26 protein-coding genes are annotated in these 20,581 nt (G+C 67.6%); 6 read left to right on the top strand and 20 right to left on the bottom strand.

Annotated features, from left to right (window positions below):
- Nucleotides 1–33 precede the first annotated feature (33 nt).
- On the top strand, nt 34–852 hold the full coding sequence (locus QE385_RS07600; RefSeq protein ID WP_307100582.1) for a shikimate 5-dehydrogenase: 819 nt from the start codon (nt 34–36) through the stop codon (nt 850–852).
- On the opposite strand, the gene QE385_RS07595 is transcribed toward QE385_RS07600, so the two are convergent.
- On the bottom strand, nt 849–1,250 hold the full coding sequence (locus QE385_RS07595) for an EVE domain-containing protein (protein ID WP_307104617.1): 402 nt from the start codon (nt 1,248–1,250) through the stop codon (nt 849–851). The two genes, QE385_RS07600 and QE385_RS07595, sit on opposite strands and share 4 nt — an antisense overlap.
- 140 nt (nt 1,251–1,390) lie before the next feature.
- On the opposite strand from QE385_RS07595, the gene QE385_RS07590 reads away from it, so the two are divergent.
- Together QE385_RS07590 and QE385_RS07585 are read left to right on the top strand one after the other, a co-directional pair.
- Entirely contained in the window at nt 1,391–1,771 is a 381-nt protein-coding gene (locus QE385_RS07590; RefSeq protein WP_307100580.1) for a hypothetical protein, read from the top strand.
- 76 nt (nt 1,772–1,847) lie between these two features.
- The gene (locus tag QE385_RS07585; RefSeq protein ID WP_307100578.1) at nt 1,848–2,126 is read left to right on the top strand and encodes a DUF3297 family protein; all 279 of its coding nucleotides are present in this window, start codon (nt 1,848–1,850) and stop codon (nt 2,124–2,126) included.
- Nucleotides 2,127–2,370: 244 nt separating this feature from the next.
- Here the strand turns inward: QE385_RS07585 and QE385_RS07580 are convergent, their stop codons facing one another.
- The 4 genes from QE385_RS07580 to lipB all read right to left on the bottom strand — a co-directional run bounded on the left by QE385_RS07580 (nt 2,371) and on the right by lipB (nt 6,377).
- Nucleotides 2,371–4,233: an ABC-F family ATP-binding cassette domain-containing protein gene (locus QE385_RS07580; protein ID WP_307100576.1), complete on the bottom strand. Its 1,863-nt coding sequence runs from the start codon at nt 4,231–4,233 to the stop codon at nt 2,371–2,373.
- Nucleotides 4,234–4,394: 161 nt separating this feature from the next.
- On the bottom strand, nt 4,395–5,102 hold the full coding sequence (locus QE385_RS07575; protein ID WP_307100574.1) for a hypothetical protein: 708 nt from the start codon (nt 5,100–5,102) through the stop codon (nt 4,395–4,397).
- 246 nt (nt 5,103–5,348) lie between these two features.
- Nucleotides 5,349–5,615 carry a hypothetical protein gene (locus QE385_RS07570; protein WP_307100572.1) on the bottom strand — a complete coding sequence of 89 codons (267 nt, stop codon included), beginning with the start codon at nt 5,613–5,615 and terminating at the stop codon, nt 5,349–5,351.
- 90 nt (nt 5,616–5,705) lie between these two features.
- Nucleotides 5,706–6,377 carry a lipoyl(octanoyl) transferase LipB gene (gene lipB / locus QE385_RS07565; protein WP_373424647.1) on the bottom strand — a complete coding sequence of 224 codons (672 nt, stop codon included), beginning with the start codon at nt 6,375–6,377 and terminating at the stop codon, nt 5,706–5,708.
- 172 nt (nt 6,378–6,549) lie between these two features.
- On the opposite strand from lipB, the gene QE385_RS07560 reads away from it, so the two are divergent.
- Both QE385_RS07560 and QE385_RS07555 read left to right on the top strand, forming a co-directional pair.
- The gene (locus tag QE385_RS07560) at nt 6,550–7,401 is read left to right on the top strand and encodes a hypothetical protein (protein ID WP_307100571.1); all 852 of its coding nucleotides are present in this window, start codon (nt 6,550–6,552) and stop codon (nt 7,399–7,401) included.
- A gap of 11 nt (nt 7,402–7,412) precedes the next feature.
- Nucleotides 7,413–8,141 (top strand): hypothetical protein, encoded by a 729-nt coding sequence (locus tag QE385_RS07555; protein ID WP_307100569.1) that lies wholly within the window; start codon nt 7,413–7,415, stop codon nt 8,139–8,141.
- Here QE385_RS07555 and QE385_RS07550 read toward each other — a convergent pair.
- The 7 genes from QE385_RS07550 to petA all read right to left on the bottom strand — a co-directional run bounded on the left by QE385_RS07550 (nt 8,131) and on the right by petA (nt 13,640).
- On the bottom strand, nt 8,131–8,724 hold the full coding sequence (locus QE385_RS07550; RefSeq protein WP_307100568.1) for an N-acetyltransferase: 594 nt from the start codon (nt 8,722–8,724) through the stop codon (nt 8,131–8,133). The genes QE385_RS07555 and QE385_RS07550 overlap by 11 nt on opposite strands.
- A 3-nt stretch (nt 8,725–8,727) precedes the next feature.
- The gene (gene hemF / locus QE385_RS07545; RefSeq protein WP_307100566.1) at nt 8,728–9,588 is read right to left on the bottom strand and encodes an oxygen-dependent coproporphyrinogen oxidase; all 861 of its coding nucleotides are present in this window, start codon (nt 9,586–9,588) and stop codon (nt 8,728–8,730) included.
- A gap of 35 nt (nt 9,589–9,623) precedes the next feature.
- Nucleotides 9,624–10,079 carry a tRNA (cytidine(34)-2'-O)-methyltransferase gene (locus tag QE385_RS07540; RefSeq protein ID WP_307100564.1) on the bottom strand — a complete coding sequence of 152 codons (456 nt, stop codon included), beginning with the start codon at nt 10,077–10,079 and terminating at the stop codon, nt 9,624–9,626.
- A complete protein-coding gene (locus QE385_RS07535; protein ID WP_307100562.1) occupies nt 10,079–10,615 on the bottom strand; it encodes an adenine phosphoribosyltransferase in 537 nt (178 codons plus the stop codon). The genes QE385_RS07540 and QE385_RS07535 overlap by 1 nt, the downstream gene beginning before the upstream one ends.
- Before the next feature lie 244 nt (nt 10,616–10,859).
- Nucleotides 10,860–11,708, bottom strand: a complete 849-nt coding sequence (locus QE385_RS07530) for a cytochrome c1 (RefSeq protein WP_307100561.1) — start codon at nt 11,706–11,708, stop codon at nt 10,860–10,862.
- Between the two features lie 25 nt (nt 11,709–11,733).
- Nucleotides 11,734–13,032, bottom strand: coding sequence for a cytochrome b/b6 (locus tag QE385_RS07525; RefSeq protein WP_307100559.1), 1,299 nt, complete (start codon nt 13,030–13,032; stop codon nt 11,734–11,736).
- 14 nt (nt 13,033–13,046) lie between these two features.
- Nucleotides 13,047–13,640, bottom strand: a complete 594-nt coding sequence (gene petA, locus QE385_RS07520; RefSeq protein ID WP_307100557.1) for a ubiquinol-cytochrome c reductase iron-sulfur subunit — start codon at nt 13,638–13,640, stop codon at nt 13,047–13,049.
- A gap of 287 nt (nt 13,641–13,927) precedes the next feature.
- Here petA and QE385_RS07515 point away from each other — a divergent pair, with 287 nt between their 5' ends.
- Nucleotides 13,928–14,452, top strand: a complete 525-nt coding sequence (locus QE385_RS07515) for a hypothetical protein (RefSeq protein ID WP_307100555.1) — start codon at nt 13,928–13,930, stop codon at nt 14,450–14,452.
- Here the strand turns inward: QE385_RS07515 and QE385_RS07510 are convergent, their stop codons facing one another.
- The 8 genes from QE385_RS07510 to radC form a co-directional block, all read right to left on the bottom strand.
- On the bottom strand, nt 14,453–14,902 hold the full coding sequence (locus QE385_RS07510) for a MaoC family dehydratase (RefSeq protein ID WP_307100553.1): 450 nt from the start codon (nt 14,900–14,902) through the stop codon (nt 14,453–14,455). It abuts the gene before it with no gap.
- Nucleotides 14,903–14,914: 12 nt separating this feature from the next.
- Nucleotides 14,915–16,234: an ectonucleotide pyrophosphatase/phosphodiesterase gene (locus tag QE385_RS07505; RefSeq protein WP_307100551.1), complete on the bottom strand. Its 1,320-nt coding sequence runs from the start codon at nt 16,232–16,234 to the stop codon at nt 14,915–14,917.
- Between the two features lie 86 nt (nt 16,235–16,320).
- Nucleotides 16,321–16,713 carry a BLUF domain-containing protein gene (locus QE385_RS07500; RefSeq protein ID WP_307100549.1) on the bottom strand — a complete coding sequence of 131 codons (393 nt, stop codon included), beginning with the start codon at nt 16,711–16,713 and terminating at the stop codon, nt 16,321–16,323.
- A gap of 79 nt (nt 16,714–16,792) precedes the next feature.
- Nucleotides 16,793–17,893 carry a redox-regulated ATPase YchF gene (ychF, locus tag QE385_RS07495; RefSeq protein WP_307100547.1) on the bottom strand — a complete coding sequence of 367 codons (1,101 nt, stop codon included), beginning with the start codon at nt 17,891–17,893 and terminating at the stop codon, nt 16,793–16,795.
- 207 nt (nt 17,894–18,100) lie between these two features.
- Nucleotides 18,101–18,295 carry a hypothetical protein gene (locus QE385_RS07490; RefSeq protein ID WP_307100545.1) on the bottom strand — a complete coding sequence of 65 codons (195 nt, stop codon included), beginning with the start codon at nt 18,293–18,295 and terminating at the stop codon, nt 18,101–18,103.
- Nucleotides 18,296–18,455: 160 nt separating this feature from the next.
- On the bottom strand, nt 18,456–19,058 hold the full coding sequence (locus tag QE385_RS07485) for a TIGR02466 family protein (protein ID WP_307100543.1): 603 nt from the start codon (nt 19,056–19,058) through the stop codon (nt 18,456–18,458).
- Nucleotides 19,055–19,630: an aminoacyl-tRNA hydrolase gene (pth, locus tag QE385_RS07480; RefSeq protein ID WP_307100542.1), complete on the bottom strand. Its 576-nt coding sequence runs from the start codon at nt 19,628–19,630 to the stop codon at nt 19,055–19,057. The genes QE385_RS07485 and pth overlap by 4 nt, the downstream gene beginning before the upstream one ends.
- 184 nt (nt 19,631–19,814) lie before the next feature.
- The gene (radC, locus tag QE385_RS07475; RefSeq protein WP_307100540.1) at nt 19,815–20,516 is read right to left on the bottom strand and encodes a DNA repair protein RadC; all 702 of its coding nucleotides are present in this window, start codon (nt 20,514–20,516) and stop codon (nt 19,815–19,817) included.
- Between the last annotated feature and the right edge of the window lie 65 nt (nt 20,517–20,581).

Raw genomic sequence — 20,581 nt, 5'->3', positions numbered from 1 at the left:
GCCACCCGCGCCGCAGCCCGCTACACCGTTGCGATGACCACCAAGCCCCCCATCGGTCGCGATACGCGGCTGTGCATGTCGCTGTCGGCGCGGCCCGGCAATTTCGGATCGCGCTTCCATAACCGGCTCTATGAGCTGACCGGGCTCGACTATGTCTATAAGTCGTTCAGCACCACCGATCTGGCGGCGGCGGTCGGGGGGATTCGCGCGCTGGACATTCGGGGCTGTGCGATTTCGATGCCGTTCAAGGAAGCGGTGATCCCGATGCTCGACGGGCTGGCCGGGTCGGCGGCGGCGATCGACAGCGTCAACACGATCGTCAACGATGCCGGGCGGCTGACGGGATATAATACCGACTATGCCGCCGTCGTCGAACTGGTCGCCGATATCGATCGCGCGACGCCGTTCGTGCTGCGCGGATCGGGCGGCATGGCCAAGGCGGTAGCCGCTGCGCTGCGCGATTCGGGCTTCACGCACGGCACCATCGTCGCGCGCAACGAAGCGGCGGGGCGGGGGCTGGCCGAGCTTTACGGCTTCGGCTGGGCGAGCGAATTGGGCGAGGGCGCGCCGCTGCTCATCAACGTCACGCCGATCGGCATGACCGGCGGCAATGAGGATGATCTGGCCTTTCCCGAGGCGATGATCGCCGATGCGGACATCGCCTTCGACGTGGTGCAATATCCGCCCGAGACACGGTTCCTGAAGACCGCCCAGGCGCTGGGCAAGCGAATCGTCACCGGCACCGAGGTCGCGACCATCCAGGCGCTGGAACAGTTCGTCCTCTATACCGGCCTGCGTCCCACCCCCGACCAGGTGGCCGAAGCGGCCGCCTATGCCCGCAGCCTGGGCTAAACGCCGCCCATTGCTGTCAGCACCGCCCATTCGGCTTCGCCCACCGGCGAGACGGAGAGGCGGGACTGGCGCAGCATCGGCAGGTCGGCCAGCCTGGCCTCCGCCTTCATCGCCGCCAGCGCGACGGGGCGGGGCAGCGGCCGGTCGGGCGCGACCTGGACCGAGACCCAGCGCCCATCCTCGCCATCGGCGCGCGCGGCGCGGGCGACGGTGACGATCCCGACCGCCGCCTTGTCCTTGCCGCTGTGATAGAAAATCGCCGAGTCGCCCACCGCCATGGCGCGCAGATGCTTGGCGGCGGCGGCGTTGCGTACGCCGTCCCATTCGGTCGCGCCGTCGCGGACCAGATCGTCCCAGCCATAGCTGTCCGCCTCCGATTTCAGCAGCCAATGGGCCATGGTCGTATCGCGCTCCTGAACCGCGACTAAACGCCGCATTCCATGTCCATTCAGCCCGATGATGGCAGGGAACGCAACACCGACGCCAGCGGCGCGTTTTGCCATCAGCGGACCGGGCGTATCAGTATCGGAGGTTCGGTATGAACGGAGTTTTGAAGAAAGTGGGGTTGGGCGTCGCCTTGGCCGCGACCGCGCTGACCGCCGCGGCACCCGCCGAGGCGCAGCGTTGGGGCCGTGGCTGGGGTGGCGGCTATTACAACCGGGATCGCGGTGGCGATGCGGTGGCGGGCGCGTTGCTCGGCGGCATCCTCGGCCTGGGCGTCGGGGCTGCGATCGCCAGCAGCAACCGGCCGCGCTATGTCGATCGCGGTTATTATTACGATCGCGGCTATGATCCCTATTATGCGCCGCCGCCCCCGGCGGTGGTCTATGAATATCAGGATTACCGGCCGCGTTGCTGGAACGACTGGCGCTGGGACCCCTATTGGGGCCGCAACGTCCAGGTGCGGGTCTGCAACTAAGTCCAAGGGCGGCGTCGGATCATTCCGGCGCCGCTTTTTCTTGGCAGCGAGCCCGTCTCGGCGTTAAGGCGCGGACATGACCGATACCGTTCCCGATCGCCTGTCCACCAACCCGGACAGCCCCTATTTCAACCAGGACCTGCTGCAGCGGGGCGTTGGCATCCGCTTCAAGGGCGCCGAGCGCCGCGACGTCGAGGAATATTGCATTTCCGAAGGCTGGATCCGCGTCGCGCTGGGCAAGAAGGTCGACCGCCATGGCCGTCCGCTGACCCTGAAGCTGACCGGCGAGGTCGAGGCGTGGATCGAGAACCCGGCTGCTGGCGAAGACGCCGCCGAGGGTTCGGACGAGGCCTGATTTCCGGCCGTACCCCGGCGAAGGCCGGGGGCCGGTTGCCTTCGAGGGTGGGATGTAGTTGCCTCCCACTTGTCGGGTAGCGAGCCATCTACTTCGCCGTAACTGGGCCCCGGCCTTCGCCGGGGTACGGGCCTGCGTTATGGACCATCTGCTCCCAACCCCCCGTTCAGGCTGAGCGAAGTCGAAGCCCAAGCGAATCCCCCGCCGCATTTCGACGTCACTCAACGCGAACGGAGGGCCGGGCTCAAGCCGCCTCCATCGCCTCGCCCGCTTCCATCCAGCGCGTCTCGGCATCGGCGAGTTTCTCGACCACTTCGGCGCGGCGCTTGTTCAGTTCACCCATCGACAATTTCGCATGGCGCGGTTCGGCCGAGGCCGGGTCGTTCATCGCCTTGTCCAGCGCATCGCGCTCGCGGGTCAGCTTGGCCATCTCGTCCTCGATGCCACGCAGCGTCTTCTTCATCGCATTGAAGCGTTCGCGCTGCTCGGCCGAGGCCTTCTTGCTGGCTGCGCGGTCCGCCTTGGACGCGGCGTCGCCCTGGCCCGCATCACCCTTCAGGACGAAGGCGATATAATCGTCCAGCGACCCGTCGAACTCCTTTGCCGTGCCGTTGTCGACCAGCACCAGCCGGTCCGCCGTCATCTCCAGCATGTGGCGGTCATGGCTGACCAGCACGACCGTGCCCTTGTACATGTTGAGCGCCTGGACCAGCGCCTCGCGCGCATCGACGTCGAGGTGGTTGGTCGGTTCGTCGAGGATCAGCATGTGCGGCGCGTCGCGGGTGATGAGCGCCAGCGCGAGCCGGGCGCGCTCGCCGCCCGACAGCTTGCCGACCTTGGTCGTCGCCTTGTCGCCCGAAAAGCCGAACCGGCCCAGCTGCGCGCGCACCGCCGCCGGGGTCGCGCCGCGCATGATCCGGGTCATGTGCTCCAGCGCGGTATCGCCGGTGTCGAGCTCCTCGACCTGATACTGGGTGAAATAGCCGACGCGCATCTTGCCCGACGAATTCATGTCGCCTTCCATCGGCGTCAGCTGCGCGGCGAGCAGGCGGGCCAGCGTCGTCTTGCCGTTGCCGTTGCGGCCCAGCAGCGCGATCCGGTCGTCCGGGTCGATGCGCAGGTTCAGCCGCTTCAGGATCGGCGTCTCCGCATAGCCGACACTGGCGAGGTCCAGCGTGATCAGCGGCGGGCGCAGCTGGTCGGGATCGGGGAAGTCGAAGGACAGCGAGGGGTCGTTCGCCATCTCGGCGATCGGCTGCATCTTGGACAGCATCTTGGCGCGGCTCTGCGCCTGTTTGGCGGTCGAGGCGCGGGCCGAGTTGCGCGCGATATAGTCCTGCAGCTTGGCGCGCTGCGCCTCCTGATTCGCCTTGGCCGCGGCGAGCTGCGCCATCCGCTCGGCGCGCTGGCGCTCGAACGAGTCGTAACCGCCGGGGTAGAGCGTCACCTTGCCGCCCTGCAGGTGCAGGATATGGTCGACCACATTGTTCAGGAAGTCGCGCTCATGGCTGACCAGCAGGATCGTCGCGCGATAGGATTTGAGGAAATCCTCCAGCCACATCACCGCTTCGAGGTCGAGGTGGTTCGACGGTTCGTCGAGCAGCAGCACGTCGGGCGCCGAGAAGAGCAGGGCGGCGAGCGCCACGCGCATCTTCCACCCGCCCGAATAGCTGGACAGCGGGCGCGCCTGCATCGCCTCGTCGAACCCCAGGCCCTGGAGGATGCTGGAGGCGCGCGCGGGCGCGGTATAGGCGTCGATCGCGATCAGCCGCTCATAGATGTCGCCCAGCTTTTCGGGATCGCTCTCGGTCTCGCTGCGCTCCATCAGCTCGGCGCGTTCGACATCGGCGGCCAGCACCGTCTCGAACGGGGTGGCGGTGCCGTCGGGCGCTTCCTGCGCGATATAGCCGAGCCGCGCGCCCTTGGGCATTTCGCAGGCGCCGTCATCGGCCTCCAGCTGGCCCGCGATCACGCGGACGAGCGTCGACTTGCCCGCGCCGTTGCGGCCGATCAGGCCGACCCGGCTGCCGGGGGGGAGCGCGGCGGATGCACCGTCGAGGATCGTGCGGCCGCCCAGGCGCACGGTGATGCCATTCAGATTGAGCATGGCGCGCGCGTAGCAAATTCCGGCGCGAAAGGGGAGGGGGACCATGCGAAACATGGTGGAGGGGTGTCCCGGCTGGCGAGGTCGGCTCTGCCTCGCCGCCGGGAAAACCCCTCCGTCAGGCCTTCGGCCTGCAACCTCCCCGTGTCGGGGAGGAATAGGGTTCAGCGCGCGGCGAGGTTGGTCGCGCCGGCGGGCGGCCAGTTCTGCGGCCCGCACTTCTTGACGACCCATTCGGCCCGCTTGTTCCAGCACAGCGCGTCGAGGCGCGGCATGGTCACGGCGACATGCTCGCGGCCGATATAGCGCGGGAAGCGCTGCTCGCCATAAGGGACCAGGCTGTTGCGCAGTTCCTGCATCCGGTCGACCGCCAGCTCGCCCAGATGGCCGCGCGGGGTGAAGACCGCCTGATGCAGGATCGAGCTGGCCGTCTGACAGAAGCCCAGCTGGCCCGACACCGAGGAGAAGCTGGCATAGGTGCGCGTGCCGAACTGGTCGAGCGCGTTCTGGCCTTCCTTCACGGTCTTGTTCTTGCGCTTGAAATAGGCACCGAGCGTGTCGAACGCGCCCTTCAGCTCGCCCTCATGATCCTTCAGGATGGCATTGTAATTGGCGACCGTGGCCAGCGTCGGCTCGAACTGGCATTGCAGCGCGGCGACGTTGAGCGCGGCGCGCATGTTCCAGAGCAGCCCCGCGCGCAGCTCGGCCGGGGTCGCGCCGGGCAGCGGCTGGCCGATGCCGGGTTCGTCGCCCTGAACGGGCTTTCCCTGGAAATTATAGGGCTGCAGGAAGAATTGTGCCGATGCGGGTGCCGCGGCACCCATCCCCCAAAAAGCCACGCCGGCGACCAGCGCGGTACGCACCACCTTCATTGTGTTCCGATCCTTCCCCCGTAGGGCTTTCGAGCGTCCCGAAACATAACGCTTTTTGGGGGCCGACCCAAATGGAAATCACGGGGTCGCGTCGATTGTCGGATGCGATCGGTCGTTACGGAAAGGCAGCGAAATCGCGGTGTTGGCGGTGGCACCGACACCCCTTGGTGCGGGCTGGCGCACTTATGAAAAGGGCCGCCCGGTCGCCCGGACGGCCCCTGTCGTCAGGAATGATCCTGGCGATGATTACATCGCGTTCGACGCGTTGGTCATCGTGTCGTTGGCCATCATCATGTCGTTCGACATGGTGTCGTTGGCCATCACGCCACCGTTCATGGCGCCGTCGACGGCGGTCATGTTGTCGGTGGTGGTGTCCATGCCTTCCGAAGCGTTCATTTCGGTGGTCATGTTCGCGTCGGTGGTGTTCTCGGTCTTCGAGCCGCAAGCCGAAACCGCGAGCGCCGCGCCGGCGATGATCGAGCCCGTCAGGACCTTGGAGATGATTGCACGCATTGGAAGCTCCCTTGATAATAAGGATTTGGAACGGCTTGCTGGCCCTATTACCCAAATCGGGGTGGACATTAATCGGATACCGCCTGGTCCTCAAGCCTCGTTTTGTCGGACCGGATCAAGGGTCTTGAGGAAAGCCGGAAAGCTGAACGCAAGCGCCTCGTCAAAGGTTTCCAATGACTTGGTGCCATTCAACGCAAAAAGACTGGTCACCGGGAACTCCGGCAGGCCGCAGGGGACGATGCCGCCGAAATGGGACAGGTCGGGCGCGATATTGACCGCGAAGCCGTGCAGCGTGACCCAGCGGCGCACGCGCACCCCGATCGCGCCGATCTTGGCCTCCGGCCCGCCGTCGCGGGTCCAGATGCCGACGCGCCCGTCCACGCTGAACGCATTCACCCCCAGCCGGGCGAGCGCGGCGATCAGCCAGTCCTCCAGCGCATGGACGAACTGCCGCACGTCGCGGCCGCGCTTGGTCAGGTCGAGCACCAGATAGCCGGTCCGCTGTCCGGGCCCATGATAGGTATATTTGCCGCCGCGCCCGGTCTGGTGCACCGGAAAGCGCGGATCGACCAGCTCGGCCGGATCGGCGCTGGTCCCCGCCGTATAGACGGGGGGATGTTCGAGCAGCCAGACCAGCTCGCGCGCCTCGCCCGCCGCCACCGCGGCGGCGCGCGCCTCCATCTCGGCAAGCGACTGGTCATAGGGGGTGAGCCCGGCGCTGATGCGCCATTCGATATCGGAAAAGGCGGGAAGATCGGTCACGATGCGCGCTATCTGCGCCCGGGGCGGCGGCGATGCAAGCGTTCCGCCGGGACGGGGGCGGCGGGCCAACGCGACCGATGGCGTCCCGTCCGGCAATCGGTTAGGCAGGAGTCATGTTCATGACGGATGACGCCGGACAGGTCGGCCGCATGACGGGGCAAAGGGAAGCAAGATGACCGTCAGGATCGGATCGGTGTGGGACAGCACGCAACAGGTGCTGGCGGGCAGGGCCGGGATGCTGGTCCCCTTCGCCGCGATCGGGTTCGTGGTCCCGGTCCTGATCCAGTTGCTGCTCGTCCCCGCAGGCAGCGTGCCGCATGGCGGCCTGATGATGGTATCGACGATCCTGGGCGCGCTGCTGGGCATCTGGGCGCAGCTGGCGATCATGGCGCTGGCCACCCATCCCGCGACCACCCAGGCCGATGCGGCGCGTGCCGGGTGGCGGCGATTCCCGGCGGCGCTGGGCGTGGCATTGGTGCTGGGCCTGGCGTTCATGGTCGCGATCCTCATTCCCATGGTCCTGCTGGGGGCCTCGGGCTTCGACTTCGCGCAGGCGGTGGCCGCCAATGGCAATCCCGCGCTGATGCCGCCCATCCCCTCGGGGCTGGGTGCGATTCTGGGGCTCTACATCCTGGCCCTCGCCCTGGTCGCGGTGTGGATCGGCGTGCGGTTCATGCCCCTTTATGCGGTGGTCCTGAACGAGCGCCGGGGGCTGGGCGCCTATCGCCGGTCGCTGACGTTGACGCGTGGGATGACCTGGCGGTTGATCGGCGTCTCGCTGCTGTTCCTGATCGTCCTGTTCGTCACCACGCTGGCGGTGCAGGGGGTGACCGGTGCCGTCCTGCGGCTGGCGCTCGGGCCCGACCGGCCGGGGATCGTGCTGGGGCTGGTCGGGGTGCTGGGGTCGATCGTCACCGCCGCCTTCATGACGCTGGCCTATGTCTTCGTCGCCCGGCTCTATGTCGCGACGGCGGCCGAGCATCCCGCCGGTCCGGCCACGGAGGACGGCACGCCGTCGCTGTGATGACGTTCGACATGATGGCTGCGCTGCGGGACGCCTGGGGCCTGTTCCGCCGGAATGCCGACCTTACGCTGCGGCTGGCCGCGCCCTTCCTGTTCCTGCCGACGCTCGCGCTCGGCCTGCTGGTGCCTGCGCCGCCCCTGCCCGAGGAGGACGCGGCGGACGGCGCGGCGCGGGCGATGGCCTGGGTCGATTCGGTCGGCAACTGGGCGGGGCAATATGGCGGCTGGTATTTCGCCACCTATGCGATCGGGCTGATCGGCATCGCGGCGCTGCTGGCGCTGCATCTGGGCGGCGGCCGGTTGACGGTGGGACAGGCGCTGAACGTCAGCCTGCGGATCGCGCCGCGCTTCCTGCTCGCGATGATCCTGGTGGCGTTGCCGGTGGGGGCGGGCATGCTGCTCTACATCCTGCCGGGGCTGTATGTCGCGGGGCGGTTGCTGCTGGTCGGCCCGATCCTGCTGGCCGAGCGGCGGATGCCCGCGCTGGCGGCGCTGGCCCGCTCGTTCGCGCTGACGCGGGGCGTCGGGCTGCCGATGGCGGCGCTGGCCTCCTGCACCTATCTGGGCGGGATGATCCTGGGCCAGCCCTTCATCCTGCTGATCGACACGGTGCAGGGCAGCGGCGGCAATCCGGTCGCGATCGCCCTGCTCCAGACCGGGGCAGCGGCGGTGGCGCTGGCGTCCGGGGTCGCCCAGGCGCTGATCGCACTCGCTGCCTATCGCCGACTGGTCAGCCGCTGATCCCCAGGCGCGGGATCTGCGGCGCGGCATCCTCGGGCAACAGCCCCAGCGCGCGGGGATCGGGAAAGGTCTCGATCGCGCGCCCGATCGGGGTGAATCCCTGCTTGCGGTAGAAGCTCAGCGCCGAGGGATGGTCGAGCGTGCAGGTATGCACCCAGACCCGCTCCACCCCCGGCGTCCAGGCGCGCAGCATCGCCTGCGCCATCAGCCAACGGCCATGGCCATGCCCCGCCAGCTCGGGGATCAGCCCGAAATAGCCGATCTCGCACGCGCCCGTCTGGCGATGGTCGAGTTCGAGCAAGCCGACCTCGATCCCCATCCGGTCGATCACCGCGAAGACCGAGACGGCGGGATCGTGGATGATCCCGGTCAGCATCGCATCGTCCATCACCAGCCGCGAGAACCACAGCCACGGCGCGCCGACCCGCGCGAACAGCGCCCGGTATTTGGCCGGGTCGGGCCTGGCCCAGGCGGTCAGCCGCAACGGCGAGGCGAGCATCGGGCGCGGGCGCGGGCGCTCGCGCATCTCCAGCGTGGTGACGATGGTGGCGATCTCGCCGGGATCGACGGGGATCAGCGCCATGGATTATTCCCAGGTCGCGAGCGGCGGCAGGCTCATCAGGATCGCCTCGATATTGCCGCCGGTCTTCAGTCCGAACAGCGTGCCGCGATCATGGACCAGGTTGAACTCGGCATAGCGGCCGCGCCACGCCAGCATCGTCGCGCGATCCGCCTCGGTAAAGGGCTGGTCCATCCGCCGCCGGACGATACGCGGATAGACGTCCAGGAACGCCTCGCCGACATCGCGGGTCAGCGCGAAATTGGCGTCGAAGTCGCCCTCCAGATGATCGTAGAAGATGCCGCCCACGCCCCGATGCACCTTGCGGTGGGGGATGTAGAAATAATCGTCGGCCCAGGCCTTGAACCGGGGATAATGGTCCGGGTCATGCGCATCGCACGCCGCCTGCATCGCGGCATGGAATTCGGCGGTATCCTCGTCGATGGGCAGCGGCGGATTCAGGTCCGCGCCGCCGCCGAACCAGCGCTTGGTCGTGGTCAGGAAGCGGGTGTTCATATGGACCGCGGGGACATGCGGGTTGGCCATGTGCGCGACCAGGCTGATGCCGGTCGCCACGAAGCGCGGATCCTCGCCCGCGCCGTGGATGGTCTGGGCGAACGGCCCCTCGAACGTGCCGCCGACGGTCGAGACGTTGACGCCGACCTTTTCGAAGACGCGCCCCTTCATCACGCCGCGCACCCCGCCGCCGCCGGGCTCGCCGCTGGGATCGGCACGGTCCCAGGCGGTATAGGTGAAGGCCGCGTCCGACCCCGCCTCGCGCTCGATCGCCTCGAACGCGGCGCAGATCCGGTCGCGTAGCGATTCGAACCAGAGGCGGGCGGCGTCCTGCTCGGCGTCGAGCGCGATGTCGGGGGTGCGGCTGGTCATGATCCGGAGTCTCTGGGCGGGGGAGGGGGCGGGGGTCAACCCGGCATTTGGTCCCAACCCGTCTGCCGCCGCGCCTCGGCCAGCAGGATGCCGCCGGTGATCGCGACGTTGAGCGAGCGGACGCCGCTGCGCATCGGCACGCGCACCCGGATGTCGGCGGCGTTGTGCACCGCCTCCGGCACCCCTGCGCCCTCCGAGCCGAGCAGGATCACGTCGTCGGGGCGGAACACCATCTCGGGCAGCGGCAGCGCGCCCAGCGTCGTCGCCAGCACGATGCGCCCCGGCGTGGCGGCGCGGAAGGCGTCCCAATCGGCATGGCGCACCACCTGGGCCATGGCGGCATAGTCCATCGCCGATCGGGCCAGCGCCCGGTTGGAATAGGGAAAGCCCATCGGCTCGATCAGGTCGACCGCGACGCCGAAACAGGTCGCGGTGCGGATCAGCGTGCCGACATTGCCCGCAATATCGGGCTCATGAAGCGCCAGCCGCATCAGTGGCCGGGAAAGGACAGCAGCGCATCGACCGCCAGCCCCTCGGCCCGCAACGCGTCGGCGCCGCCGAGATCGGGCAGGTCGACCAGGAACTGCGCCTGTTCGACGACGCCCCCCGCCCTGCGTAGCAGCCGGACGGCGGCGCGGGCGGTGCCGCCGGTGGCGATCAGGTCGTCGACCAGCAGGACGCGCGCGCCGGGGACCAGCGCATCCTCGTGCATCGCGATCCGGTCCTGGCCATATTCCAGCGCATAATCCTCGGCGATGGTCGCGCCGGGCAGCTTGCCGTCCTTGCGGATCAGCAGCACGCCCGCGTTCAGCGGCACCGCCAGCGCGGCGGCGAACAGGAAGCCGCGCGCCTCGATCCCTGCGATCAGGTCGACCGGCCCACGCGTCGCGGCGACCATCCGCTCGATGGTCTTCGCGAAACCCTCCGGGTCGAGCAGCAAGGTGGTGATGTCGCGGAACGCGATGCCGGGCTTGGGAAAGTCCGGGATCGTGCGGATCAGGGCTTTCAGATCGTCATTGGCGTTCATGCGGCGCCTCATGGGCCTGATGGCGGCGGGGGTAAAGGGGGCAATCCCAACCATCCGTTCGGCCTGAGCGAAGTCGAAGGCCAAGGGAATCCATTGCCAAAGGGGCCGGAGGAAAGGTTCGGGCATGGGCTTCGACTTCGCTCAGCCTGAACGGAGGTCGGGAGTGGGGCGGCGGGTTCCCCAAAAAAAGGGCGGCTTCCTCGTCGGAAAACCGCCCCAGGCTCTCACATGATCCGATACGGCCTCAATGCTTCACGTCGCGCCAGACATTCTGATACGCGCCCCAGGCCAGGAAGCAGAAGATCAGGATGAAGATCACCGCCCCGATCCCCGCCGCATGGCGCGATTCCAGCTTGGGCTCGGCGGTCCAGGTCAGGAAGGCGGCGACGTCCTTGGCCATCTGGTCGCGGGTGGCCAGCGTGCCGTCGGTATATTGGACCTGCCCGTCCTGGGTCAGTGGCGGTGGCATCGCGATGTTGAGGTTCGCGAAATAGGGATTGTAGTGCAGTCCCGTCGGCGTCTTGGCATCCGGGAACTGGCGCAGCAGCGCGGCGGGCTGGTTGCGATAGGCATCGGGGCCGATCAGCGAATAGACGTAATTGGTGCCGTCATGCCGCGCCTTGGTCATCAGTGACAGGTCGGGCGGCAGCGCGTTGTTGTTCGCCGCGCGCGCCGCGACCTCGTTGGCGAAAGGCGAGGGGAAATGGTCGGCGGGCACGTTCTTGCGCGTCGTCGCCTCGCCCGTCTCCGGGTTGATGCTCGGCTGTTCGATCACCCACTGGTTGGCGATCGCCTTCACCTCGGCCTCGTTATAGCCCAGATCCTTCAGGTCGCGGAACGCCACCAGCCGCAGCGAATGGCAGGCCGCGCAGACCTCCTTATAGACCTGGAAGCCGCGCTGGAGCTGGCGCCGGTCGAACCGGCCCAATATCCCGTCCGAGGCCAGATGTGCGGGCTTGGGATGGAGGTGGAACTCCTCTTCGGCGGTGGGGGCGGGCGGGTCGGAGACCAGCCCCGAGACGCTGCCCCACAGCGCGATGGCGAGGACCAGGGTGAAGGCCGCCCCGACCAGGAATGCGATGCCACGAACCATGTTCGAAATCCTCTCTCGGTTCGTGTCAGGCCGAAGCCGAAGGGGTTAGGGCCGACTTGGTGGGCGCGGTGCCGCCATGTTTGGCCAGCACGGCTTCGGTGATCGAATGGGGCAGGGGGGAGGGCCGCTCCGTCCGCGCGATCCAGGGCAGGATCACCAGGAAGTGGAGGAAGTAATAGGCCGCCGTGACCTGGCTGAGGATGATGAAGAAGGGCGTCGCGGGCGACCCCCCGCACCAGCCGAGCAGCAGCACGTCGACCACCAGCACCCAGAAGGCGATCCGCGCCTTGGGCCGGAAATTGCTCGACCGCACCGGCGAGCTGTCCAGCCAGGGGAGGAAGAACAGCAGCAGGATCGACCCGAACATCGCCAGCACGCCCCACAGCTTGGCGGGCAGGATGAAGTCGGCGGTGAAGGCGCGCAGGATCGCGTAGAAGGGCCAGAAATACCATTCGGGCACGATATGCGCAGGGGTCGAGAGCGGGTTGGCCGGAATGTAATTGTCCGGATGGCCCAGATAATTGGGGAAGAAGAACAGCAGCCCCGCGAACACCAGCAGGAACACGCCCAGCCCCACCGCATCCTTGGCGGTGTAATAGGGGTGGAAGGGCACCGTATCCTGCTCGCCCTTCACGTCGACGCCGGTCGGGTTGTTCGAGCCGGGGATGTGCAGCGCCCAGATGTGCAGGATGATGACGCCCGCGATCACGAAGGGCAGCAGATAGTGGAGCGAGAAGAAGCGGTTGAGTGCGGCATTGTCCGGCGCGAACCCGCCCAGCAGCCAGACGCGGATGGTGTCGCCGACCAGCGGGATCGCCGAGAAGAAGCCGGTGATGACCTGCGCCCCCCAAAAGCTCATCTGCCCCCAGGGAAGGACATAGCCCATGAAGGCGGTGGCCATCATGAGGAGGAAGATGACGACGCCCAGCAGCCACACCATCTCGCGCGGCGCCTTGTACGACCCGTAATAGAGGCCGCGGAAGATGTGGGTATAGACGACGATGAAGAACATCGACGCGCCATTGGCGTGGGCATAGCGCAGGAACCAGCCCGCATTGACGTCGCGCATGATGCTTTCGACCGAGTCGAAGGCGACGCCCGCATTGGCGGCATAATGCATCGCCAGCACGACGCCGGTGATGATCTGGATGGCGAGCGCGGCGCCTGCCAGCACGCCGAAATTCCAGAAGTAATTCAGGTTGCGCGGCACCGGATAGCCCGCGCCCACCGCATTATAGACGAGGCGCGGCAGCGGCAGCTTCTCGTCCAGCCAGCGCATGACCGGCTGTTTGGGTTCGTAATGCTTGGCCCAGGGAAAGCTCATGTCTCGGGTCCCCTTTAAGCGGCCGCGCCGACCGTGACGGTCGTGTCGCTGTCGAACTTGTAATCGGGCACGAAGAGGTTCTTCGGTGCCGGACCCTTTCGGATGCGCGCGGCGGTGTCATAGGCCGAACCGTGGCAGGGGCAGAAATAGCCGCCATAGGGGCCCTTGTTCTCGCCCTCGCCCGCGCCCAGCGGCACGCAGCCCAGATGGGTGCAGACGCCCAGCGTGATCAGCCAGTTCTTCTTGCCCGGCTTGGTCCGCTCCTCCAGCGTCTGGGGATCGCGCAGCTCGGACAGCGGCACCGCATCGGCCTCCGCCATCTCCTTGGGCGTCAGGTTCCGGACGAACAACGGTTGCTTGCGGAAACTGGCCTTGATCGCCTGGCCCGGCGCGATCTTGGACAGGTCGATCTCGGTGGTCGACTGCGCCAGCACGTCGGCCGAGGGGTTCATCTGGTTGATGAGCGGCAGGACGATGGCCAGCGCCCCCACGCCCGCGAAGGACACGGCGGCGACGTTGATGAAGTCGCGGCGGCGGGGATCATGGACCTCTTCGTGGAATGGCTCCGGCGACTCGCCGGGGGGTACGGTGTTCTCCGTCATCGCCATTCGTCCTGTCCCTCCACCTCGTTCGCGTGGCGCCGGTCGCGCCCTGGCGGTCGTGCCGGATTGTCCCCGGTCATGCGCCGCCCGATCTCGCCCGCCCATGATGAACGGAGCGTCAGGTTAGCCTTGCTTGGCGGGCTTTGCCAATCCCCTTTGCGGTGGCGTTCATGGCGGGTGCAGTCGGGCGGGCGCAGGAACCATGGTGGCGTGGTTCGGGTTGACCGATGACGGACGCGGATGACGGGCCCCTGTCGCATCCGCAGGAACGACCAGGGGCATGGAGAGAGGCGATGCTCTTGGGCAGGATCGGATGGGGCGGCTTGCTGGCCGCCGGGCTGTTGGCGCTGGGCGGCTGCGCCGACGGCTATGGCTATAGCGGCGTGTCGGTGGGCACGGGCTATGGCGGATATGGCGGCTATGGCTATGCCCCCGGCTATTATGGCGCGGGTTATGCGCCGTCCTATTATGGCTGGTACGACGACTTTTATTATCCGGGCACAGGCGTCTATGTCTATGACCGCTACCGTCGGCCGTTCCGCTGGAACGAGGGCCAGCGCGCCTATTGGGAAGGGCGGCGCGGCGCTTGGCGCGGGGCCCCGATCCGCGACCAGTGGCGCGGCTGGGGTCGCAACGGCTGGCGCGGCGATCGCTGGGGCAATGGCCCGCGTGGACCCGGCCCCAACCCCGGTGTGGGTGTCGCGCCCCGCCCGCCGGCCCCACGGGTCGAGGGTTGGCGCGGCCCTCGCGGCGGCAATCCCGGCTGGCGTGGCGGGCGGCCCGGCGGCGCGCGGGGCGGTCCGCGCGGGCCGCGCTGATCAGCCTGCCGAGCGGGCCCGGATCATCAGCGTGGGGCGGAACCGCATCACCGCCACATCGTCCTGGTTATAGACGGTCAGCAGGCTGACGATCAGCCCCATGTCGGGCCGACTGGCCGAGCGGCGCACCTCCAGCACTTCGGTCTCGCAGCGCAGCGTGTCGCCCGGATAGACCGGCTTCAGCCAGCGAAGCTCGTCGATGCCGGGCGATCCCAGGCTCTGAAAGCCGGTCGCCCGGTAATGCTCGACGATCATCGCCATGGTCATCGACGCGGTGTGCCAGCCGCTGGCCGACAGCCGCCCGAAATGGGTGGCGGCGGCGGCCTCGTCGGACAGGTGAAAGGGCTGGGGGTCGTAGCGCGTGGCAAAGGCGATCACCTCGTCCCGCTCGACCCGATGATTTCCGAACCGCGCGGTATCGCCGACCGCCACATCCTCCAGCCAGATCATCGCATCCTCTCCTTATCGTCTGAAAACGCGGCGGAACGGCGCATCGTTGCCGTCCAGCCCCTGGCCCGCCGGAAGCCCGATCAGATCGCGCAGCAGCGGGGCGACATCGACATTGTCGAACGGCGCCAGCCGCACCCCCGACCGAAATGTGGGGCCCTGCGCGATGAACAGCGCGGCCATGGCGGGATCGGCATTGTCATAGCCATGGGTGCCCTTGGCAAAGGGGGCATCGGGCCGCTTGGCCTGGATCAGCCAGCCGGTCTGGGCGAGGCAGAAATAGGGGGGGATGCGCGGGTTGCGACCATAATGGAAACGCGCGGGCATCGCCGGGCTGCGCCAGCAATCGGCATGATCGTGATGGCCGAGCAGCCGCCGCTCCAGCGCGGCCTCATGCCCCGGCACCGCGCGGAAGGTTGCATAGGGGCCGTCCTCGGTCATTACCGCATCGGCGGGATCGACCAGCATATCCTCGGTCACGATCCGGTCGCTGGACGTCGCGGCCATGCCGTGGTCGGCGACGACGACCAGATTGGCGGGCTGGCCCAGTTCGGCAAGCCCCGCCAGCAGGCGGCCGATCGCCTTGTCCACCTTGCCGACCGCCGCGTTCACCTGCGGCGAGTCGGGGCCGGCGTCATGGCCCGCGCTGTCCACTTCGTCGAAATACAGGGTCAGGAACTGCGGACGCGTGGCCGCCGGGCGACGCAGCCAGTCGATGATCGAATCGACCCGCTGGCGGTCGGTCACGTTCTGGTTGAACTGCTGCCAGTCGTGCGGACGCATGCCGCCCGTCACGGTGCCGCCATAGTCGCCGGGGTGGAAGGTGCCGCCCCAGGCGACGTTCGATCCCGGCCAGAACATGGTGGCGGTGGGAATTCCGGCCTTTTCGGCGGTGATCCAGATCGGCTCGGCGGCGTTCCACCAATAGGGCTGGTCCGACGCCATGGTGAAGCGCGCGTCGGGATGGGCCGGATCGGTGAAGCCGTTGGCGACGATCCCGTGGCGATCGGGCACCAACCCGGTGACCAGGGTCCAGTGATTGGGGAAGGTCTTGGACGGGAAGGAGGGACGCATCGACGCGCTGACCCCCTCGGCGGCCAGCCGCGACAGGTTCGGGGTCAGCCCGCGCGTCAGATAATCGGGGCGGAAGCCGTCGATCGATACCAGGATCGTGACCGGCGCGCGCGGCGCGACCGCTTCGGCGGCGGGGCGGGGCGTCGCCGCCCCCGCGCTCGCCGCGCTCTCGCCGATCGGGGGCAGTGCGGGCGGCGTATAGGGGTAGGCACAACCGGCCAGGAGGGTCAGGGCCAGGGCGGCGAGGGGGAGTCGGGTCACGGAGCGGCTATCCTTTCAGGCCAGCCGATAGCGTCGTCCTGTGACACTGGCGAGGCCCGTCGGCACGATCGCGCTTGCCCGGCCGGTCAGTCCAGCGGGAAGAAGTGGCGCACCTCCGGCCCGGCATGGCGAAGCAGGACCCGCAGCCGTTCGGCGGCTTCGGCGGGATGATCGCCGGGCAGCCCCGCCATCGCCCAGTCGCCGAAGGTCGGCGTGTCGGTCCGGCGGTCGTCGAGGACCTGGATGTCGGTGTGGCGCGGATCGCGCCGGATCCGCTCGAACGCGTCGCCCACGCTGTCGACGGGGCCCTCGATCAGCTGGAGATAGCGGCCCCGCTCGATCCAGAGGATGCCCGAAATGCCGTCCATGCCGTTGTTGCGGCGCGAGACGCGCAATATGGCCAGGTGGTCCGACCGGCCATCCTCGCCCACGGCCTGGCTGCTATAGATGATACGCCGGAACGAACTAACCTGGATCATAATCGGCTTCTAGGTCCTCCGGCGCGCGCTGCAAAGCGGCAATGCGCCGGGCGGCCGGAGCCGACCGGCGCATAATGGGTCAGACGTTGAAGCGGAACAGCATCACGTCGCCGTCCTGCACGACATATTCCTTGCCCTCGGCGCGCAGCTTGCCCGCATCGCGGGCGCCCGCCTCGCCCTTGAAGGCGATATAGTCGGCAAAGGCGATGGTTTCGGCGCGGATGAAGCCGCGTTCGAAATCGCTGTGGATCTCGCCCGCCGCATTGGGTGCCTTGGCGCCGCGATGGACGGTCCAGGCGCGCGCCTCCTTGGGGCCGACCGTGAAGAAGGTCAGCAGGTCGAGCAGCGCGTAACCGGCGCGGATCACGCGGGCGAGGCCGGTTTCGGACAGGCCCAGCTCGGACAGGAACTCGCCGCGATCCTCCGCGGGCATGGTCGCGATGTCGGCCTCGATCGCGGCCGACACGACGACCGCCTGCGCGCCCTCGGCGGCGGCCTTTTCGAACACGCGCGCCGAATGGGCATTGCCGTTGGCGGCGTTCGATTCCTCGACATTGCAGACATAGAGGACGGGCTTGGCGGTCAGCAGCTGTGCCTGCGAGAACACGCGCGCCTCTTCCTCATCCTTGGGCACGGTCAGCCGCGCGGGCTTGCCGTCGCGCAGCAGCTCCAGCGTCTGGCCCAGGACCGAGGCGGCGATCTTGGCCTCCTTGTCGCCCTGCTGCCCCTTCTTGATGAAGGCGGGCACGCGCTTTTCCAGGCTTTCGAGGTCGGAGAGCATCAGCTCGGTCTCGACCGTCTCGGCATCGGCGATGGGGTCGACCTTGCCCTCGACATGGGTCACGTCACCGTCCTCGAAGCAGCGCAGGACATGGACGATCGCGTCCACCTCGCGGATATTGCCGAGGAACTGGTTGCCCAGGCCCTCGCCCTTGGACGCGCCGCGCACCAGCCCGGCAATGTCGACAAAGGCGAGCTGCGTCTCGATGATCTTGGCGGACCCGGCGACCTCGGCCAGCTGGTACAGGCGCGGATCGGGGACCGCGACGTTGCCGACATTCGGCTCGATCGTGCAGAACGGATAATTGGCGGCCTGCGCCGCCGCCGTTTCGGTCAGCGCGTTGAAGAGGGTGGACTTGCCGACATTCGGCAGGCCGACGATGCCGCAGCGGAAACCCATGCGTCGCTTATCCTACAGGAAGGGGAAAGCGTCCCTCTAGCGACGATGGGGATATTTCTCAACCGAGCGCTTCTCCCATGCTCCGTTCAGCCTGAGCGAAGTCGAAGGCCAAGGGATGACGGTTGGGCGGGGCGCCATTGTCGGATGTTCCAGCGTGGCCTTCGACTTCGCTCAGGCTGAACGGACTGGGGGGAAGGGGTTATGGGGTCAGGCGATCCCGACCATCATCGCGGCGGCCCAGGCGAGCAGCATCACGCCCAGCGCCCCCGAAAACCCCATCAACACCAGGCCCAGATAATGCAGCATCGGCGGATTGGCGCGCTGCGCCTTCTTGTTCCGGCCCAGGCCCGACAGCACGAAGCTCGCCAACATGCCGAAGGTGAAGACAGCGAATTCGATCATCGGGAATAACGTCCGGGATAGGGGGTGCGATCGACGCCCCCTTTAACCGAGATAAGTTAACGGCACGATATCGGCGCGGCGAAGCGCCCGCTTTCATCGATGAAGCGTGGGAACCTTTCGCCCTGTCGCGGGTGCGGCGCGGATCGTCGCGCGCGGCGGATCAGCGATAGTTGAAGCTGACGCTGATCCGCTCGCCCTTGGCACCGTTGGGCACGACCTCGTGCCGCAGCCAGCTTTCCCACAGCAGCACCGTTCCCGGCTGGGGCGTGGCGGTGGCGAAGGTGGCCAGGTCGTCGGGCGCATCGGCACGGCGCGGCGGGGCCGCCATCAGCATCGGCAGGCGCGGATCCTCCAGCTTCAGCGCGCCCGATCCCTGGGGCATGGCGACATAGAGCGTGCCCGAGACGACCGAGTGCGGATGGATATGCGCCGAATGATGCCCGCCGGGTTTCAGGACATTGACCCACAGGCTGTCCAGCTTCAGTTTGCGCCCGCCCAGGTCGAAGGCGCATTCCTCGGCGAAGCGCGCGACATGGCGGTCCAGCTTCTTGCGCAGGTCCGCGAAGACCGGATCGCGGATCGGCAGGTCGTTGAGCGAGGCATAGCTGGTATAGCCGCGATAGCCATGCTCCTTCGACCAGCGCCGCCCGGCGCGGTCATCCTCGGCCAGCGCCCAGCAGCTCTGCTCGATCTCCTCCAGCAGATCGGCATCGTCCAGCTGGCCCTCATAGAGAAGCGAGGCGAAGAGGCGGCGCACGCTCATGCCGGGTCTCCCAGGCGCAGCGCGATGTCGTTGACGAAGCGGACATCGTCCCCCTCGGCCAGCCACCGCGCCTCCGCCGCCAGCGCGCCGAGCAGGTCGGACAGCGGCTCGATCTCCGCCTTGGCGTAGTTGCCCAGCACATGGCCGGTCACGCGGTCCTTGTGCCCCGGATGGCCGATGCCGAGCCGGACGCGGCGGAAGTCGGGCCCCAGATGCTGATCGATCGAGCGCAGTCCGTTATGCCCCGCCGTGCCGCCGCCGGTCTTCACCTTTACCCGGAAGGGGGCGAGGTCGAGTTCGTCGTGGAAGACGGTCAGCGCCTCCACCCCCAGCTTGTAGAAGCGCAGCGCGTCGCCGACGCTGCGCCCGCTCTCGTTCATGAAGGTCGCGGGCTTGAGCAGCAGGATCTTCTGCCCGCCGATGCGGCCTTCCTGGGTCCAGCCCTGGAACTGCTTCTTCACGGGGCCGAAATCATGCACCTCGGCGATGGCGTCCATCGCCATGAAGCCGACATTGTGGCGGTGCATCGCATATTGCGGCCCCGGATTGCCCAACCCGGCCCAGACCTGCATGTGATATTCCTTATTCGCTTGGTTGGCAGGGCCCTAGCACCGGGGGCTTCGGGTTTCCAATGCGGTGAGGGTAATGGGGGCGTGGGCTTCGACTTCGCTCAGCCTGAACGGATGTCTGGGTAATCCTGCCGCACTATCAACAGCCGTTCAGGCTGAGCGAAGTCGAAGCCCAAGGGAATCCCCCTCAGATCAACCCCTGCGCCCGCAGACTCACATGCCCCGAGGTGCCGATGATCAGATGGTCGTGCACCGTGATCCCCAGCCGCTTGCCCGCCTCCGCGATGGCGCGGGTCACGTCGATATCGGCGCGGCTGGGCGAGGGGTCGCCGCTGGGATGGTTGTGCACCAGGATCAGCGCCGCCGATCCGAAGTCGATCGCGCGGCGAATCACCTCGCGGATATAGACCGGCGCCTGGTCGATCGAACCCTGTCCCATCAGTTCGTCGCGGATCAGCATGTTGCGCGTGTTGAGGTGCAGCACTCGGAACCGCTCGACCCCGTGATGCGCCATGTCGGCATGGAGATAGTCGAGCAGCGCCTGCCAGTTGGACAGGACCGGGCGCTTCGCCGCCTCCACCTGCACCAGTCGCAGCGCGCAGGCCTGCGCGATCTTGAGCGCCGCCGCCGCCGTCTCACCCACTCCGTCGACGCGTCGCAGGGCATTGGGATCGGCGGTCAGCACGCCACCTATGTCATGGAATTCACGCAGCAGCGCCTTGGCGATCGGTTTGGTGTCGCGGCGGGGGATGGCGGTCATCAGCAGATATTCGATCAATTCATGGTCGAGCAATCCGCCACCGCCCAACAACCGGTCGCGCAGTCGCGCACGGTGTCCGGCATGGTCATTCGGCTGATCCCGCTCGTCCCCGCCGCCACCGTCGCCCATGGTCCGCTTCCCCCTTTGCCGGAAAGCATAAGGGCGGCGCGGGGAACTGTCGCCGGGCTTCGTGC

The organism is Sphingomonas sp. SORGH_AS_0950, assembly GCF_030818415.1.
Classification (GTDB): domain Bacteria; phylum Pseudomonadota; class Alphaproteobacteria; order Sphingomonadales; family Sphingomonadaceae; genus Sphingomonas.
Note: the sequence above shows the minus strand (reverse complement) of the source record. Positions and strands in the feature narration are given on the sequence as shown.